Source organism: Marinobacter sp. S0848L, assembly GCF_023016065.1.
Classification (GTDB): domain Bacteria; phylum Pseudomonadota; class Gammaproteobacteria; order Pseudomonadales; family Oleiphilaceae; genus Marinobacter.
Genome location: NZ_JALKAQ010000006.1, coordinates 91,123 through 107,692, shown reverse-complemented (window position 1 = coordinate 107,692; position 16,570 = coordinate 91,123). Strand labels below are relative to the sequence as shown.

At 56.2% G+C, this 16,570-nt stretch carries 16 protein-coding genes; 8 read left to right on the top strand and 8 right to left on the bottom strand.

Translation table 11 applies throughout. The features are described 5' to 3' along the window. Positions 1 to 36 precede the first annotated feature (36 nt). Complete coding sequence (locus MWU64_RS09620; protein WP_247063838.1) at positions 37 to 918, top strand: LysR family transcriptional regulator; 882 nt, start codon at positions 37 to 39, stop codon at positions 916 to 918. On the opposite strand, the gene MWU64_RS09615 is transcribed toward MWU64_RS09620, so the two are convergent. From MWU64_RS09615 to MWU64_RS09605, 3 genes are read right to left on the bottom strand one after another with little or no spacing between them, the layout of a single operon-like run. Next, positions 915 to 1,124 (bottom strand): DUF3565 domain-containing protein, encoded by a 210-nt coding sequence (locus MWU64_RS09615; RefSeq protein WP_247063836.1) that lies wholly within the window; start codon positions 1,122 to 1,124, stop codon positions 915 to 917. The two genes, MWU64_RS09620 and MWU64_RS09615, sit on opposite strands and share 4 nt — an antisense overlap. Continuing rightward, on the bottom strand, positions 1,121 to 2,008 hold the full coding sequence (gene rarD / locus MWU64_RS09610) for an EamA family transporter RarD (protein WP_247063834.1): 888 nt from the start codon (positions 2,006 to 2,008) through the stop codon (positions 1,121 to 1,123). Before rarD ends, MWU64_RS09615 begins: the two co-directional genes overlap by 4 nt. Before the next feature lie 7 nt (positions 2,009 to 2,015). Next, positions 2,016 to 2,480 carry a YchJ family metal-binding protein gene (locus tag MWU64_RS09605; protein WP_247063833.1) on the bottom strand — a complete coding sequence of 155 codons (465 nt, stop codon included), beginning with the start codon at positions 2,478 to 2,480 and terminating at the stop codon, positions 2,016 to 2,018. Positions 2,481 to 2,645: 165 nt separating this feature from the next. Here MWU64_RS09605 and MWU64_RS09600 point away from each other — a divergent pair, with 165 nt between their 5' ends. Then, on the top strand, positions 2,646 to 3,602 hold the full coding sequence (locus MWU64_RS09600) for a sensor domain-containing diguanylate cyclase (RefSeq protein WP_247063831.1): 957 nt from the start codon (positions 2,646 to 2,648) through the stop codon (positions 3,600 to 3,602). Positions 3,603 to 3,625: 23 nt separating this feature from the next. Here MWU64_RS09600 and MWU64_RS09595 read toward each other — a convergent pair whose 3' ends face one another. Then, positions 3,626 to 4,051, bottom strand: coding sequence for a hotdog fold thioesterase (locus MWU64_RS09595; protein ID WP_114334939.1), 426 nt, complete (start codon positions 4,049 to 4,051; stop codon positions 3,626 to 3,628). Between the two features lie 136 nt (positions 4,052 to 4,187). Between MWU64_RS09595 and MWU64_RS09590 the strand changes: the two genes are divergently transcribed. Then, complete coding sequence (locus MWU64_RS09590; protein ID WP_247063829.1) at positions 4,188 to 4,652, top strand: cytochrome c; 465 nt, start codon at positions 4,188 to 4,190, stop codon at positions 4,650 to 4,652. Between the two features lie 10 nt (positions 4,653 to 4,662). On the opposite strand, the gene MWU64_RS09585 is transcribed toward MWU64_RS09590, so the two are convergent. Next, complete coding sequence (locus MWU64_RS09585; protein WP_247063826.1) at positions 4,663 to 5,349, bottom strand: cytochrome b/b6 domain-containing protein; 687 nt, start codon at positions 5,347 to 5,349, stop codon at positions 4,663 to 4,665. Between the two features lie 253 nt (positions 5,350 to 5,602). On the opposite strand from MWU64_RS09585, the gene MWU64_RS09580 reads away from it, so the two are divergent. The 4 genes from MWU64_RS09580 to MWU64_RS09565 all read left to right on the top strand — a co-directional run bounded on the left by MWU64_RS09580 (position 5,603) and on the right by MWU64_RS09565 (position 9,464). Beyond that, entirely contained in the window at positions 5,603 to 7,246 is a 1,644-nt protein-coding gene (locus MWU64_RS09580; RefSeq protein ID WP_247063824.1) for an NAD(P)/FAD-dependent oxidoreductase, read from the top strand. 19 nt (positions 7,247 to 7,265) lie between these two features. Next, entirely contained in the window at positions 7,266 to 7,667 is a 402-nt protein-coding gene (locus MWU64_RS09575) for a YkvA family protein (RefSeq protein WP_247063823.1), read from the top strand. 79 nt (positions 7,668 to 7,746) lie between these two features. Beyond that, positions 7,747 to 8,523 carry a MotA/TolQ/ExbB proton channel family protein gene (locus MWU64_RS09570; protein ID WP_247063821.1) on the top strand — a complete coding sequence of 259 codons (777 nt, stop codon included), beginning with the start codon at positions 7,747 to 7,749 and terminating at the stop codon, positions 8,521 to 8,523. A gap of 5 nt (positions 8,524 to 8,528) precedes the next feature. Next, positions 8,529 to 9,464 carry a MotB family protein gene (locus MWU64_RS09565; protein WP_247063819.1) on the top strand — a complete coding sequence of 312 codons (936 nt, stop codon included), beginning with the start codon at positions 8,529 to 8,531 and terminating at the stop codon, positions 9,462 to 9,464. Here the strand turns inward: MWU64_RS09565 and MWU64_RS09560 are convergent. Together MWU64_RS09560 and MWU64_RS09555 are read right to left on the bottom strand one after the other, a co-directional pair. Beyond that, a complete protein-coding gene (locus MWU64_RS09560; RefSeq protein WP_247063817.1) occupies positions 9,403 to 12,525 on the bottom strand; it encodes an efflux RND transporter permease subunit in 3,123 nt (1,040 codons plus the stop codon). The genes MWU64_RS09565 and MWU64_RS09560 overlap by 62 nt on opposite strands. Continuing rightward, on the bottom strand, positions 12,522 to 13,763 hold the full coding sequence (locus MWU64_RS09555) for an HlyD family efflux transporter periplasmic adaptor subunit (protein WP_247063815.1): 1,242 nt from the start codon (positions 13,761 to 13,763) through the stop codon (positions 12,522 to 12,524). The genes MWU64_RS09560 and MWU64_RS09555 overlap by 4 nt, the downstream gene beginning before the upstream one ends. 119 nt (positions 13,764 to 13,882) lie before the next feature. Here MWU64_RS09555 and MWU64_RS09550 point away from each other — a divergent pair, with 119 nt between their 5' ends. After that, positions 13,883 to 14,332 (top strand): potassium channel family protein, encoded by a 450-nt coding sequence (locus MWU64_RS09550; RefSeq protein WP_247063813.1) that lies wholly within the window; start codon positions 13,883 to 13,885, stop codon positions 14,330 to 14,332. 121 nt (positions 14,333 to 14,453) lie between these two features. Here the strand turns inward: MWU64_RS09550 and MWU64_RS09545 are convergent, their stop codons facing one another. Then, on the bottom strand, positions 14,454 to 16,457 hold the full coding sequence (locus tag MWU64_RS09545) for a TonB-dependent receptor (protein ID WP_247063811.1): 2,004 nt from the start codon (positions 16,455 to 16,457) through the stop codon (positions 14,454 to 14,456). Positions 16,458 to 16,570: the final 113 nt, after the last annotated feature.

Genomic DNA, 16,570 nt, shown 5'->3' with positions numbered 1-16,570 from the left:
ACTGAGCGACGGAAAATCCGTCGGAAAGAAGTCACCGTGAAAGCATCACAAATCAAAACATTTCTATCGGTGGTCGATCACGGCAGCATTGCCTCGGCGGCCCGACACCTAAATCGCAGCCGCACCACCGTCAGCACGGTGTTAGCGGCCCTGGAAGATGAGCTAGGCGTCGAACTGTTTGAGCGCAGCGGCAACCAGTTACACCTGACCGCCATCGGCCAGTCCATCGTGACCGACTGCCGACGCTTCGACCAGGTAGCGGGCCAGATTCGGTCACGCTGCCAACACCATCTAAGCGGGGCGGAATCGGTGCTGCGCATCGCCCGCGACGATGCGATACCGGAAGTCATCTGGCGTGACCTTTTGAAACGCCTGAAGCAGAGATTCCCCCAAACCAGCTTGTCGGTGTATCTGGCGCCGCCCCGGGAACTCACGCACCTGGTCCGCAACCAATCCGTCGATGTCGCTTACGGATTAATGCCCGAGCTGTTAAGCGAAGGCTACCAATGGTTTCGCGAGCTGGCTGATGTGCGCATGCTCACCGTCGCTGCGCCAGACCATCCGCTGTGTCAGCTGAAGCGTGTTACTCAAGATCAGCTCGTGGCCCACACGGAAGTCACCATGGCTTACATGAAAGACGATCAGCTGGTGGCAGAGTCGCCGGAAACCGCCAACTATCTCGCTTTCACACAATACGAACTGATTCGGGATGCGGTTATCGAGGGCGCGGGCTGGGCGGACCTGCCCTTACCACTGATTGCCGAGGCTTTGAGGAAAGAGCAGCTGAAAACCATCAACCACCGGAGCGCGCGATGGTGGAAAGTTTTCAGCGCCCTGGAAACGGAGCAGGCCCAAGGGGGCGCTGTCGTCGGCTGGCTGGCAAACGAGCTGGAAGCCTATCTGGAAACCATGGCTTAAGGCTGCTCAGCTGCCGGGGCGGCAAGATCGCACTTCTTGCAGTCCAACTCGAACCCCAGCATAGATTCCCGGCCTTCGGGTGTGATGACCCACGGCCGATTCACCCACGGCGGATCATGGCGTACATGCTGGTTATGCCCGCACGCCAATTGCGCAACCCAATGGCTTTCATCATCTTTGTGGTAGCCCGTAATCGGCTGTTTCATGCCCGAGCCCTGCCATTCCATGCCGACCAGGAATAAATCGCCAAAGCCACCCAAATCATCACGAAACTGACCAACTTCTCGGTACCCAACGGCTCGTGAAAAACATACATCGCAATCAAAAACTGCAAGGTGGGGTTGATGTACATAAGAAACCCGACAGTAGACAGCCGCAACCGACGGGCGGCACCGGCAAAGGCCAACAACGGAATAGCCGTTACTATTCCGCTGGACATCAGCAGCAGGGCACTGCGGGTGCTATCCGTCAGATGCGACAATTCCTGGGCCGACAACCACGCCAACGCGAGCAGCCCGAGCGGCAACAACAAGAGTGTTTCAACAAATAAACCCGACAATCCATCCAGATCCACCTTTTTACGCATCAGCCCATAGGTGCCAAAGCTGAAGGCCAGCGCCAGGGTTATCCAAGGCAACACACCCAGCAAAACAATTTGGTAGACAATCGCCACCGCCGCCAACACCACCGCGGCCACCTGCAGCCGGGATATGCGCTCACCCAGGATGAGCAGCCCCATCGCCACATTCACCAGCGGTGTCAGGAAGTAGCCCAGACTGGCCTGCATCACTTGCCGGGTTTCCACCGCGTAGATGTATATTCCCCAGTTCAGGGCAATGAAAATCGCGCACCCCAGTACAAACCCCAGCCGTTTCGGGCTCTTCAATGCCGTTTTAACCGGAGTCCACCGTTTCAGCAGCGAAATAACCACTGCAAGAAATACGCAGGACCAGACCACTCGGTGAATCAGCACCTCCCATGCGGGAATGCCCTCAAAGAGCGCAAAATACAGCGGAAAGCTGCCCCACATGGTGTAAGCCGCCAAGCCATAGGCCACACCTTTACTGGTTTCCGACACTGCCTTGTTCATGAATCACTCACTTGCGCAGACAACACACTTTGAATTTACGGCCGCTGCCACAAGGGCAGACATCGTTTCGCCCGGGCTTGAGCTGCCCTTCGCTTGTTGTGCCACTCAGATAGAACCAGCGGCCCTCTTCCCGAACGAAATCGGACTGTTCTTCGAGATAGCCCCAACCGGAACCTGTCCGATAAAGCGCGCGGAAATGCACCGTTCCCCGGTCTGATTTTTCGCTTGCTTCAATAATGTTTAGCGACGTCCATGCTGGCGAACCTTCCAACTCCAACTCCGAAGGGCGAGTAGCTGAATGCCAGGTCGCTAGCAGGTATTCGACGTTGTGTTTAACAAAAGCCGTGTATCGGGAGCGCATTAACGCTTCCGGCGTGGGTGCAGGCTGGCCAAGGAGCCAAGGCTGACAACAACGTGAGTAATCTGCACCACTGCCGCAGGGGCATTGTGCCGGTGAGTTAGCTGCTTCCATAAACACTCACTCCTGAAACAATAAATCTTAGCCCTGACGGCTATGGTCTAATTGAACCCGCCCCGCACTCGTCGCAACATGCAAATTAAAGCGACGCACTGGCAATCACCGCTAACTGGGCCATACTTTACCGATCAACGGAACTGAACGCAGGCTACACCCGCCATGACATCCAAAATACCCTCTACCGAGCTCCCGGACGAGCTGGACACGCATGCGCCAGCAACGATGATTTCTGCGGGTGGACTGCAAGCTGTACTCGACAATCTCGATGCCTTGGTTTACGTCTCTGACTTCGAAACCCATGAACTTCTTTATATGAACGCCTATGGGCGACAGAGATGGGGTGAAGTTGACGGCCGGAAATGTTGGCAGGTGCTCCAAAATGCCGGCGGCCCGTGCCGCTTCTGCACCAACCATTTGTTACGTACACCCGAGGGTTCTCCCACACCGCCCCACGTGTGGGAATTCCAGAATCGTGTTGACCAACGCTGGTATCAGTGCCGGGATCAAGCCATCCCCTGGACCGATGGCAAACTCGTTCGCCTCGAAATTGCCACCGACATCTCCGCTCGAAAAGAAATCGAGCTGGCTTTGCAGGAAGCTCACGAACGTGCACAGGCAGCGGCCTTGGAAGATGAACTTACCGGACTACCCAACCGCCGGGCCGTCTTCCAGTTTGGCCATCAAATGCTGCATCAGGCTCTGCGCAACCAATCAACGCTGTCGATGGTGATGGTCGATCTCGACTTTTTCAAAAGAGTGAATGACACCTATGGCCACCAGGCCGGTGACGAAGTGCTCATTCGTGTCTCTAAAGTCATGCAAGCACGGCTACGCGAATCAGACCTTATAGCCCGAATGGGCGGAGAGGAATTCGTTCTGCTACTACCCGAAACACCCATCAACAAAGCCCGCGAAATCGCTCAGCAACTGTTGGTCATCATCCGCGCTTTAGGCGTACCGCACGAAGGCCATACCATCAAACTCACGGCCAGCTTTGGCATTACCAGTAACAGGCCAAACGACCCCAATTTGGAAGCCCTTCTTAAGCGGGCCGATCAAGCGCTGTATCAATCCAAAGAGCAGGGTCGCGACCGAATCTCGCTTTATACCGACTGACCCTGCTCCCTGGAGCACCACGATTACCGGCGTTTGGTCACAGCCATGGTCAAACGGGAAATACAGGTCAGCTTACCCTGTTCATTTTCCAGACGAATTTCCCAAACCTGGGTTGCACTGCCGATGTGCTGGGCCTTAGCGGTGCCATACACCCAGCCGCTACTCACCGGGCGAATATGATTCGCGTTGATATCCAGTCCTACCGCAACGGTACCTTTGTCTTTCAGAACACAGTTGGCTGCCATGCTGCCCAGGGTTTCCGCCAGCACCACCGAAGAGCCTCCATGTAAAATACCAAACGGCTGGATGGTGCGCTCATCCACCGGCATACGGCCTTTCACATAATCGTCACCGATTTCGAGGTATTCAATACCCATATGACCGACCGCTGTGTTCTTGCTGGCCTCAGTCATCTGTTCAATACTGGGGGTTACTGTCCAAATTGCCATTGTGAAGTGTCTCCGGGTTGAACTTTAAACGCATATAGTTGTCATGGGGTGAGTCTATACAGGTAGCATGCTTAGAACCACGCCTTTATAAACGCTTTTATCATTTACCACCAGAACTAGAAAGAGAGGGATTAAAATGAAAAGAACACGCCTAATCGCCACCGCTGCTTTGGCATTGTCGATTACCCTGCCCGCAGCCGCCCAAATGAGCGTTGAAGACCAGATCACAGCACGTCAGGGCGCTTACCAGTTCATGGCCTGGAACATGGGCAAAATCAAAGCGCAAGCCGTCGATGGCGACGTTGCCTACAACGCGGACCAGATGAAAGCCGCCGCAAACGCCATTGCCGCTGTTGCCAACTCCGGCATGGGCGCACTGTTCAGCCCGGAATCGTCACTAGACAAGGCTGACGACACTCGCCTGAAGCCCGAATTTTTCGAACAACCGGAAAAAGCCCGCGAAGTGGGCATGAACTTTGGCCGTGAAGCCAACAAACTTCAAGCGGTTGCCGCCGAGGGTGACAAAGCCGCACTGGCTCGCCAGTTTGCGGCCGTGGGCAAGACCTGCAAGGCCTGCCACGACAACTTCCGTGCTAAGTAAGTAGCACGCTTTACCATCCCAGATTCTGGGGTGGTGGTTCCGGAGCCGGCGGCGGTGACATCAGGCTGCCGCTGGCGCCGAGAACAACGCCCGCAGCCAATACCAGAGACACCAGAAAAGCCACGACACCGCCCCCCTTCGCATCTGAAGCAAGGCCCGGTGGCACTCGTTTTTTACCGGTAATCATCGGTGTCACCAGGTTGTCCTTCTTCACTTTCGTGTACCACACCACCGCCAGCACATGCAGAGCAACCAAGCCGTACAGGTACCACTCGGTCAGCCTGTGCCAGCTACTCAGCGTGTCGCTCCAGCCTGAGGAAATGAGAGGGTACAACGGGCCCTGAAACGAAATCTCGTCATTGGCAAACAATCCCGTGACAGCCTGAAACCCGAACAAAGCCAACAGTGCCAACACCGACAGCGCACCCAGAGGATTGTGGCCCACGCCCTGCCATTGACCACGAAGGTAGCGCAAAACCGCCGACGGTCCGCGGACAAACGAACTGAAGCGGGCGTAGGTAGACCCCAAAAAACCCCAAGCGATCCGAAAGCTCAACAAACCGACCACAAACAAACCGAAGCGGCTATGCCACTCGGGCATTCCCGTTTTGATGGTGACAACCGCGCCCGTTACGGCCAACAACAAAAGCCAGTGAAACAATCGCGTCGGCAAATCCCACAACCGAATATCTGTCATACCTGCCTCTCTTCCCAACGACTTCCACTAGACCGCATCAGGCGCTATAAGTTCCGGAGTACAAAATCTTCATGCTGCAAGGTTGATGACGTCAGTTAACAAAACTGAATGAAGTTTCCGAGGTTCGCCTTTCGGGTCTGGACAAGCCAACCCAACCATAGGATGCTGAAGATACTCTAAAAATAATACCGGTTCGGCTGGCCCTGGATGGCGCCAACAGACCGCACCGACGCATGATCATGAGGATACCGCAGTGGCAGAGGCAGTAGCTCCAAAAAAGCTCAAACCCAGTACCATCCGAATCGGCACCCGATACCGCGCAAACCGTTTAAAAGGTCCCTACGATGCGATCGTCATCGGTTCAGGCATCGGCGGGCTGACAGCCGCCGCCTGTCTCGCCCGTGCGGGTAAGAGGGTTCTGGTTCTCGAACAACATTACACCGCCGGTGGCTATACTCACAGCTACGCCCGCAACGGCTATGAGTGGGATGTGGGCGTTCACTACATTGGTGATATGGGCGTAAGCACCACACTCGCCCGCCGTCTGTTCGACTACATCACCGACAGCAAGCTCAAGTGGGCGCCAATGGATGAAAACTACGACCGTTTCTTCCTCGGCGACAAAGTCGTCAATCTGCGAGCGGGCAAAGAAGGCCTGCGTCACTCGCTGTTGGCCTCATTCCCGGACGAAGGCGAGGCTATCGACCGTTACGTTGCGCTGCTCGATCAGGTCACCAGCGGCATGCAGTGGTATACCCTGTCCAAACTCTCGCCGTCGCTGATCAGCCCGCTCGTGTCCAAAGGCTTGGACACCGTACTGCCCGATTGCTTCAACCGCACCACGTACGATGTACTGCGGGAACTGACCGATAACGAAGAACTCATCGGTGCCATTACCGGCCAATGGGGCGACTGCGGTGTAACCCCGAAGCAGTCGAGCTTCATGATTCACGCCATCATCGCCAAACATTATTTGCACGGCGGTTACTATCCGGTCGGCGGTGCCTCCGAAATCGCCAAAACCATTATCCCGGGCATTCAGGCCGCAGGCGGCGAAGTATTTACCTACGCCGATGTCACCGACATTCTGATCGAGAAGGGCAAAGCCGTAGGCGTTCGCATGGCCGATGGTGAAGAAATCCGCGCCCCCAAAATCATCAGTGGAGCCGGAGTCATCAACACTTATGAGCGGCTGTTGCCGAAAGAGGTTTCTGAAAAAGTCGGTTATCCACAGGATCGCAAGAGCATTAAACCGTCCATGGCCCACATCGGCCTGTACATTGGTCTGAAAGGCACACCGGAAGAACTCGGTTTGCCTCGCACCAACTTCTGGATCTATCCCGGGCCAGACCACGATGCCAGTGTGGATAACTTTCTGAAGGACCCACACAACGCGCCTTTCCCGGTGGTGTACCTGTCGTTCCCCGCCGCCAAAGATCCGGATTATCAAAACCGCTGGCCGGGCACCTCAACGCTGGAAGTGGTGGCACCTACCTCCTGGGAAATGTTCGAGTCCTGGCAGGGCAGCACCTGGGGCAAGCGCGGCGAAGAGTACGAGGCACTTAAAGCCGAGATTACCGACAAACTGCTGGAAGAGGTTTACGACAAGCTGCCCCAGCTACGCGGTAAGATCGATTACGTGGAAACGTCCACGCCGCTGTCCACCGCCTGGTTCTGCCGCTACGAAGAAGGCGAGCTCTACGGTCTGGACCATACCCCGAAACGGTTTGAACAGCGCTGGCTTAAGCCCAAAACCGACATCCCCGGGTTGTACCTGACCGGGCAGGACATTTTGACCTGCGGCCTTGTGGGCGCGATGATTGGCGGCTTGATTACCACGCTTTCCATTCAGGGTCTAAAAGGTGCCGGATTGGCCAAACGCATCTTCGTAGGCTAAAACTTATAGGCGTACAGTCATGGCAGTGTTTTCCAAAAGAACCGCAGAACAGCAACTGAGTGAAGAAGCCGGTAAGGTCCGTAAAAACGATCTGGAAACACTGCTGAAACGACAGGAGGCGATCGAGGCAAAAGTAAAAAGCAGCGGCCGCCTCGAACGCTTCAGCACCGACATTAAACTGATGTTTTCCCTGATTCGGGATTATTGGAACGGTCGTTACCACACCGTGCCATGGAAAACCATTGCCGCGGTTGCCGGGGCCTTACTGTACGTGATGAATCCGCTGGATTTGATCCCTGATCTCATCTTCGGATTCGGCTTTCTTGACGATGCAGGTGTTGTGGCACTTTGCTTGAAATGGGTCGAATCGGATTTGCACAAATATGCTGCCTGGAAAGAACTATCATCAGATAACGAATAGATACATAAAGCAATTGCCTGAGCCGCACACTGTCAGTAATCTTCACCCAACCCTCAATCAATAACTTTCCGGAGCGCATGTGGATTTCGCTACTCTGGTCGGCCTTGTCGGCGCACTGTTACTCATCGCTTCAGCCGTTATTCTCGGCGTGTCCCCTGATGTTTTCGTTAACTCGTCCTCCCTGCTGATCGTCGTGGGCGGCACCATGTTCGTGGTGTTAGCCAAATTCAGCATTCCTCAGTTCCTCGGCGCCTTTAAAGCAGCCGTCCGGGCCTTTAAATTCAAACTGCCGGAAACCCAGGACAGCATTGAGGAACTGGTCGAAATTGCGAGCATTGCCCGCAAAGAAGGCCCGCTTGGCCTTGAAGGCCGGGATGTCAGTTCACCGTTTCTCGCCAGCGGCATCCAGATGCTGGTCGATGGCCAAAACGACGAAACCATCAAACAATTGCTGGATAAAGAGCGTTTGATGACGCTGGATTACAACCGCTCCGGATCCAAAGTATTTACCGCCATGGCCGATGTTGCGCCGGCGATGGGCATGATCGGCACCCTGATCGGCCTGGTACAAATGCTGTCCAACATGGAAGACCCGAAATCCATCGGGCCGGCCATGGCAGTGGCACTGCTGACAACCCTCTACGGCGCGATGATCGCTACCATGATTGCATCGCCGATTGCTGACAAGCTCTCCCTTCGGATGACCGAAGAAGCGCGCATGCAAATGCTCTATACCGATGCTTTGGTGGCTATACAACAAGGCACCAACCCCCGCGTTATCGAACAGATGCTGTCAAGTTACCTGCCCCCGAACCAGCGCGATAAAGCGCCCGAGGCAGAGACCAGCGGCGGATAAGCACTATGGATGAGCTGCCAGAAGAAGAAAAACCGGGGATTCCGGCGTGGGTTGTGACCTTCGCTGACCTGATGTCGTTGTTGATGTGCTTCTTTGTGCTTTTGCTGTCGTTCTCTGAGATCGACGCCATGAAGTTCAAGCAGATTGCCGGCGAGCTCTCGAAAGCCTTCGGCGTACAGCGCGACGTGCCCGCTCTTGAGATACCTCAAGGGACCAGCCCTATTTTTGATAAGTTCTCTCCGGCTCCCCCCGAGCCAACGGTGGTCAATGAAATCCGCCAAACCACCACCGACCAAAAGCCGGAGTTGGAAACACTCAAGAGCCCAACCGAGGAAGCCCGGGAAGAGGCGGCCAAGGAGGCACTCGAGGACAACGCGTCACGGATTCGCGAGGTGCTGGCCGAAGCGCTTGAAGATGGGCGAATTACAGTCGAGGCTGACTCGGATCAGCACCGTATCGTTATTCGGGTTGAGGAGAAGGGGTCTTTCCCGTCGGGTTCTGCCGAGCTGACCTGGGAGTTTGAAACCTTGTTGCTGGAAATGGCCGAGGTACTGGCGGATATCCCCGGCGAGCTTACCGTCGAGGGCCACACCGACGATATTCCCATTCGCAACTCGCGTTTTTACAGCAACTGGGATTTGTCGGCGGCCCGCGCCGCAGCCGTTGCCAATGCGGTGTTGGCAACCGGCGGCGTTGAACCCACGCGGCTGGCCGTTAAGGGGCTCGCGGATACCGAACCGCGGGTTGAGAACGATTCCTCAGAAAGCCGCGCCAAGAACCGCCGCGTCGAGATTATTGTTGATATGTACGAACCCCAAGAAGAAGAACGCATGCGCCTGAGAGAGCTGATTCATAGGAGTAGCCGACAGGGCGAAACCATCATTGATGTTCGCTCCGCCACGCCCGGAAGTGCTCAACCCACGACAACAGAGCCGGAATAACCAGCAGCACTAGTACCGTAGACAAAGCCAGACCAAACGCTATCGACGTGGCCATGGGAATCAGGAACTGGGCTTGCAGTGATGTCTCGAACAACAACGGCATCAGTCCGCCAATGGTGGTGAGCGAGGTCAATAGCACAGCGCGAACGCGCTGAACGACGGCCTCGTTCAGCGCATCGGTTATCCCCAATCCTTTCTGTCGCTGCTGATTGTAGAAGGCGACCAGAATAATCGCGTTATTCACCACGATACCGGACAGCCCGAACAGACCGAATAACGATAAAATCGTAAGCTGCAGGCCCATCAGCCAATGCCCCAGCAACGCGCCCACCAAAGCAAACGGAATGATCGCCATCACAATCACGGGCAGTAGCCAAGAGGCAAAAACCCACGCCAGCACCACGTACATCAAACCGACGCCGATGATCAGCCCCGTTTTCATGTCATCCATGGTTTCTCGTTGATCCGCCGACCGGCCTTCGAAGCTGTAACGCACGCCATACCGGCTGGCGATGTCAGGCAACGCATTGGCCTCCAGGCTCTCTAACACTTGGTCCGTGGTGGTTATCCGACTGTTGAGTGCCGATGTCACCTCCACCGCCAGCTTGCCGTCGGCATGGCGCAAGGCCTGAAACCCCTGTTGGTGATCCAGATTCATCACCTGCATCAGCGGCACAAAACGTCCATCCGGCACACGCACGGTCATACGCTCCAACGTGGCGTACCGTTCTCGCTGAACTTGCGGTAACTGCACGCGCACTTCGATCTCGTCGCGGCCCTGTTGATAAATCTGCGCCACACGACCATCAAACGCCGCCCTTAGCTGCCGGCCTAAATCCACCGTAGTCAATCCCAGCGCTTCGCCATAGGCGCTCACCTGATAGATCAGCTGCTCCCGCCCCCAAGGCATGTCATCTTCCACATCCAGCACACCGGGTAACGTGCCTAGGGCTTGCGCCAGTTCCTCGGCGGCTCTTTTCAGATCCGTCGCATTGCTGCCGGTCAATCGCACGTTGACATCCCGACCCGGCGGCCCGGCCTGTCGTTCGTTGATGTTCAACGCATCCAGACCGGCGGGTAAGGTGAGGCGACTACGCCACTCCCGGATAAAATCGGGATTACGGACAGAACGCCGATCAGAGGGCACCAGTTCAACCAGCATCGCACCCAGCTCATCGTCATTCCGTGAGCTGCCCTCAGCGCCTAAAGTCGCGCCATAGGTGGTGACCGCGTTTAAAATCAGACCGCCCCCCAAAGCCTCGTCGGTTTCTGCGAGCGACCGCTGCATGTCATGGATGAAGCGCTCTACTGTGCGCTTATCCGTGCCAGCAACGAAACTGGCGTTGGCGTAAAACACCGAGGGTTCCGGCGTCGGGAAGAAATTGAACCCCAATCGCCCGCCGGCTAACAAACCCGCAGTCAACAAAGCCAGTGCCACCGCTGTGGCAACGGTGGCACCCCGATGTGCCAGACTGTAGCGGGAGAATCGCCGAAACGGCCCCTGACGAAAGCGGTCAAAACCTTGCTCAAACCGATCTCGAAAGCGGGTTACGGGATTCGTGCGAGCGGCTTCGCCTCGGCCGGTTTTGGTCTTGGTGATGAAAGCGCGTCGTAAGTGTGCGGGCAAGACAATGAAGCATTCCAGCAGCGACGCCACCAGCACACAGATCATCACCAGCGGAATATCGCCCAGAATGTTGCCGATAATGCCGCCCACCACCAGCAACGGCATAAACGCGGCAACCGTGGTCAGCGACGAGGCCAGTACCGGCCAGACCATGCGTTTCGCCGCCCCTTCGGCGGCATAAATGGACTCTTCCCCTAATCGCGCGTGGGCATCGGCGTCTTCGCCCACCACAATGGCGTCATCCACAATCACCCCCAACGCCATGATCAACGCAAACAACGACATCATGTTGATGGAGCCACCCAGCAGCCACAGTACCGCCAAGGCCGCCATAAACGCTGTGGGGATGCCAATTGCGACCCACGCTGCCACGCGCCCGGGCAAAAACAAGTACAGCAGGGCGATCACGACAACCAAACCGCTCAAACCGTTGTTGACCAACAAGGAAATCCGGTCTTCCAGCAATTGCCAGGTTTCGTCATAAACAGCGAGCTTGATCGTCGGTGGCAAGGTAGGACGAGTCTCCTCCAGCCACCCTTCCAAAATCCTTGCGGCCTCCAGCGAATTACCGTTCTCCACTCGCTGCAATTGCAGCTCCACAGCGGGCAGGCCGGCATTTTCCATCACCGTCTGATTGTCGCGACTCTCTTGATGGATGATGGCAACATCACCCAGTTGCAGCCGGATACGGTCGCTACTCAGAATCGGTAATGCCTCAAATTCCTGAGGGCTCCGGCGCTGCTCCACCGAGCGTAGTTCGCGGGTTGCATCCTGCTGTGCCATCATCCCGGCGGGCAAATCCCGCGAGATCGAGGCAACCCGGTCTGCGATCTGTTCCAGTGTCAGCCCCAAGGTGTCCAGACGCTCTACTGGCACATCGATGCTGATTTGCTGTTCCGGTAAACCGCGGATGCTGATCCGGTCGATACCCCGGCTCAACAGTTCATCTTCAAAGCGATTCACCATGTCACGCAGTTCACTGCGGTCCACATCACCGTACACCAGCAAACGGGCGACCGGCTCGTAACGCTCTATCCGCGTGACCCGGGGCTCTTCCGCATCCGCCGGAAGATTGTTGAACTCATCCACTTGCTGGCGTACATCATCCACGGCCTGAACCGGGTCGGTGCCCTCGTGGAACTCCAGCGTGATCGACGACACGCTCTGGGCTGAGGTCGAGGTCATTTTCTTCAACCCGTCCACACTGCGAAGCTTTTGCTCCAGTGGATCGGTAATGCCCAGCTCCACATCCTCGGCGGAAGCCCCGCTCCAGACCACCCGCACGCTCACCATGTCCAAGGCGAAGGTCGGAAAAAACTGGATGTTCATTCGAGTCAGCGCCAAGACACCGCCCAGCAACATAACCAGCATCACCAGATTGCCAGCAACCCGGTGGTGAACAAAAAATCCGATCACGCCTTTCTTACGTTTCACCGGGAGACACCTCCCGCTGCATCGGCCACTTCAACTTTTAGCCCTGTCACCGCATTGGGGAGGTGCGTCGTAATCAATTGTGTTCCGGGGGTTAGCTGCTCTGCCGATATCAACAACCGGCGCTCACCGTTATGGCTTTGAGCTTCGCCGATGCGGTTTACCTTAATCCGCTTCAGGCGCTGGTCATCGGTCATCAGGTACACGCTGTCGGCGCCATACAGTGCGCTGAATGGAATGGCTACGGTTTGTTCCCGCACGGGTCGCTCAAGGCTGACGGGCAGTAACGCCCCGGGCCGCAAACCTTCCGCGCCGACCGTTGGCGTGAGAATGACTTCAGTTCCCGCCGGGTCGCTGGTTCCGGCAAAGCGCTCCAGCCGGAAACGAACCTGCCCCTGCTCGCCGTAAGCCACAAGCCGATCGCCGGCCGCCAAAGCAGCAACCAACTCTTCCCGATACCGGTCAGGGACTCTGGCACGGAGTTCCAAGCTGTTTGTGTTGTATATAGACAACAGTGGTTGGTTACGGGTTATCTGATCGCCTTCGGCCACTTGCACATCGGTGACCACGCCTTGGAAAGGAGCAACAACCCGGGCACGCTCGGCGTCTCGCCGGGTGCTCGCCAAGCTCGCTTGCGCTTGTGTTAATCGGGCTTTCAGGCTCTGCAAACGCGCAGGGTGTTCATCTACGGCTCGTTGCCGCACATTGAGTGTCAGTTCCGCCCGCGCAGCAGCATCGGTTGCTGCCTCCAGGTTCTCTCGGGAAGCCAACTTGCGTTCAACCAGCGCCTGAGCGCGATCCCGTTGTCGGCGGGCATTGCTCAGGATGGCTTTTTCACTTTTTAACGAGGCCAAGTCGTTCTGATAACGCACCTGTTCTGACCGAATTTGCGCTTCTAGGTCAGAAACCTGAGCTTGCGCTTGTGCCAGAAGCGGCTCGACATCCTGACGATCCAGCGCAACCAACAACTCCCCCCGCTCAACCCTCTGCCCTTCGGCCACTGGCCGCTCCGCAATACGCCCTGCCATCGCCGCGACCACCGATACCTTTCCGGGCGCAACGACTTCTCCGTATAACGGAAGCACAGGGGTGTGAGTTTTGGGCTCAACCACTAGAACCTGCACTCGCCAGCTACGCTCGACCGCTGTTACCTGAGCGGGCTCCGGCCGGGTCATTTTCAGAAACAGGAATCCTAAAACCCCGGCGATCAGAATAATTACAGGTATAATTCTTTTGGACATAACGAGTTAGCCGGCTAAGGTAAATTAAGTTCCGCCCTGATCAGGCGACGAATGACAATATACCTCTGAAAGGCATCTTCAGATTGCTACAAAAAAGTACGCTCAGGAGTACTATACGTTTGTTTTCAGCAGATTATGCCAATCTTGCAAGCGCCACCGTCATTAACGCCTTCATTGTCGTGCTTGTGGTGCTTATGCACCGCGAAGCGCTCGTTCGCCTGAGTGCTTTGTTGAAGATCATGCACAGTCGTCACAACCTGCGCTTGGTGACCGCGGTCCTGGGCGTGCTCATTGCCCACACCGCACAGGTTTGGGTGTTTGCGATTGCCTATTTTTTCATGCATCACGCCGACTCCTGGGGCTCACTGCAAGGCAATTTTAACGGCAGCTTTCTGGACTGTGTCTACTTTTCGTTCGCTACCTTTACCACGGTCGGTTATGGTGACATTGAGCCCGTTGGCGCACTGCGTTTTCTAACCGGAATAGAGGGGCTCACCGGGCTGGTACTGATTACCTGGAGCGCATCCTTCCTGTTCATGAAAATGCAGCGTTACTGGGAAGGCAATTAACCCCGCTGCACCAGATCAACATGGACACTGAATCAAAAAAGCCCCGAGGCAGACACAACATCTGCCCTGGGGGAAAAGTCACCCGCCGGCTATGAGAAGCGGGCAACCGCCATAATTAATCTTACCAACGCGCCGTCAGCGCCGCGCGAACGGTGCGGCCGGGTTCGTTGACACGGTAAACGCCCTCATCCGAAAGATTGTCTTTGCTGACATGCCGGGCCCAGGTTTTATCAAACACATTGTCCACCGCCCAGGTCAGGCTGAGATTGGTCATTAAAGGGTGGGAGCCGGTCAGGTTGAGCACCCCGTATCCGGGGGAAGTAGCAGGATCCAGCCCTCCGTCTTCTTCGAGGTATACCCGGTCTTGCCGGCGGGCCAACTCCCATTCAACTTCCAAGACATGGCCTTTGTGAGTCCAAGCCACTGTCTGATTAAACTGGATCGGCGGAATGCGGGAGAGCGCTTGATCGTCATCCCGGTTTTCGCCGCGAACCGAAGCAAACCGGCTGGTTGTGCTCCAGGTCCCGTTGCTCCAACCAAACTCTCCCTCTACTCCGAGCAAGCGAGCATCCACGTTGTAATACCGGCTCTCAGAACGTAGTACGTAATCATCAACCTGATCCACCCAAAGCGACGGACGCCAATGCCAATTTCCGGCCCGCCCGGAAAGCGTTACATCGAGTTTGTTGTGTTTTTCAACATCCAGACCCGGGTTACCCACCCATGAGCCAGACATGGTTTTGCGAGCTACGTAGCGTTCGTTGACACCGGGCGACCGCGCACTGTGACTGGCAGTAACTTCAAGAGCCTGCCCAGGTGAGAAACGCCACTCTCCCGTCACAAATCCGCTGACATTGTCATCGTTAGCGCTAACTCTATCGGTGCCATAGGCGCTGGCATACAACTCAGCCGGTGTGAATGACATCATTCCGCCCGACATAGGGGTGAAGCGTTGCCCGGCACGGGTTGCGTCCATTTCTATGCGATCATAGCGAACTCCGGCCCCCAAACGCGCATTTGCACGAATCTGGTGAAAGCCTTCCACAAACACACCCACCCGTTCTCGTTCAACGCCCGGCCACATCAGTGAAGCCTCATTAGCGAGAGCCATACCGTTGAACATGGTGGCATCCCAGTCATTGCGTTCTACATCAATACCCAAAGCAATATCGTTGGTGTCATTGAGAGTTTGGTCCAGCACCAGCCGGGCACCTTCGGTTCGGGTTTTCGAGTTGGTCTGCATTTTCATCATTGCCTGACGCAGGCTGAAATTATCCATCACGTGATCGACATCCGCCTTCCAAAGCATCAGGTTCCAGCTGCCATCGGTTACCGGCGCCCCCACTTCCAAACGGTATAGGTCCGTATCGGTTTTCGGTGCATCCATTCCCCGGCCGGGAAAACTGACATCCCTTTCTTCCTGCCGGCTCGCCATGCCTTTGATAAAGAACCCGTTCTGCGCGGTCCATGCGGCATCTATGCGGCCTTCAGAATTTTCATAGGAACTGCGAACGTCTTTGCCGTCGCCGTCTTGGTAATCATCGGATTCATCGTATCCACCGGCCAAACGCAGAAAGGCCTCGTTATGCCCCACGGCCACGCTGCCATTCACCAGTTTGCCTTCACCATTATCGGCACCACCGATGGTTATATGCCCCGCTGTCACATTGTCATCTGCAAATACCGGCGCGGACGTGGTCGCCACAATCCGGCCACCGGCAATCGGGCCCCACCGGAGAGTACGGTTGCCGGTACGTACCTCAAGTGTTGGCGCCAGTGCCACACTGAGCCGATTGGTTGCCGGGTCCATCCGGCTTGGACAAGCGCCCTCGACGCGCATTCCATCCAGTAGGACATCAACACGCTCTTCATTCTGCCCACGCACCACCGGGTCTAATCCGCGGCCGCCCATGCGGGATAGCGATACCGAGGCATTGGACGACAAGCGCGCTACCGGTTCCGATTGAACGGCCGCGGCCGAAAGACGAGCGGCTTCTGCCGATTGGCCTTCAGTTACCCGGATCAACACGGTCGTATCTGCACCGTTTTGCGCCAGAACCGGTACAGCCAACGTGCAACCAGCCACGACATAACCAAGAGAGCGGGGCAGACGGTTTTTCAGCATTCGAAAGGATCCTTTTGGGGCTATCATCTGTAACTTCGGGAGAGACGATATGAATAATAAAGAACCCTAACCGGCTTGCCTTGAGACACGATGCCGCACCTCTTTTTAGGTAC

Coding starts and splice junctions, on each gene's coding strand:
- MWU64_RS09545 (WP_247063811.1), bottom strand. CDS start 16,457: ATGCTGAAAAACCGTCTGCCCCGCTCTCTTGGTTATGTCGTGGCTGGT.
- MWU64_RS09585 (WP_247063826.1), bottom strand. CDS start 5,349: ATGACAGATATTCGGTTGTGGGATTTGCCGACGCGATTGTTTCACTGG.
- MWU64_RS09605 (WP_247063833.1), bottom strand. CDS start 2,480: ATGGAAGCAGCTAACTCACCGGCACAATGCCCCTGCGGCAGTGGTGCA.
- MWU64_RS09555 (WP_247063815.1), bottom strand. CDS start 13,763: ATGTCCAAAAGAATTATACCTGTAATTATTCTGATCGCCGGGGTTTTA.
- MWU64_RS09565 (WP_247063819.1), top strand. CDS start 8,529: ATGGATGAGCTGCCAGAAGAAGAAAAACCGGGGATTCCGGCGTGGGTT.
- MWU64_RS09600 (WP_247063831.1), top strand. CDS start 2,646: ATGACATCCAAAATACCCTCTACCGAGCTCCCGGACGAGCTGGACACG.
- MWU64_RS09615 (WP_247063836.1), bottom strand. CDS start 1,124: ATGAAACAGCCGATTACGGGCTACCACAAAGATGATGAAAGCCATTGG.
- MWU64_RS09575 (WP_247063823.1), top strand. CDS start 7,266: ATGGCAGTGTTTTCCAAAAGAACCGCAGAACAGCAACTGAGTGAAGAA.
- rarD (WP_247063834.1), bottom strand. CDS start 2,008: ATGAACAAGGCAGTGTCGGAAACCAGTAAAGGTGTGGCCTATGGCTTG.
- MWU64_RS09595 (WP_114334939.1), bottom strand. CDS start 4,051: ATGGCAATTTGGACAGTAACCCCCAGTATTGAACAGATGACTGAGGCC.
- MWU64_RS09590 (WP_247063829.1), top strand. CDS start 4,188: ATGAAAAGAACACGCCTAATCGCCACCGCTGCTTTGGCATTGTCGATT.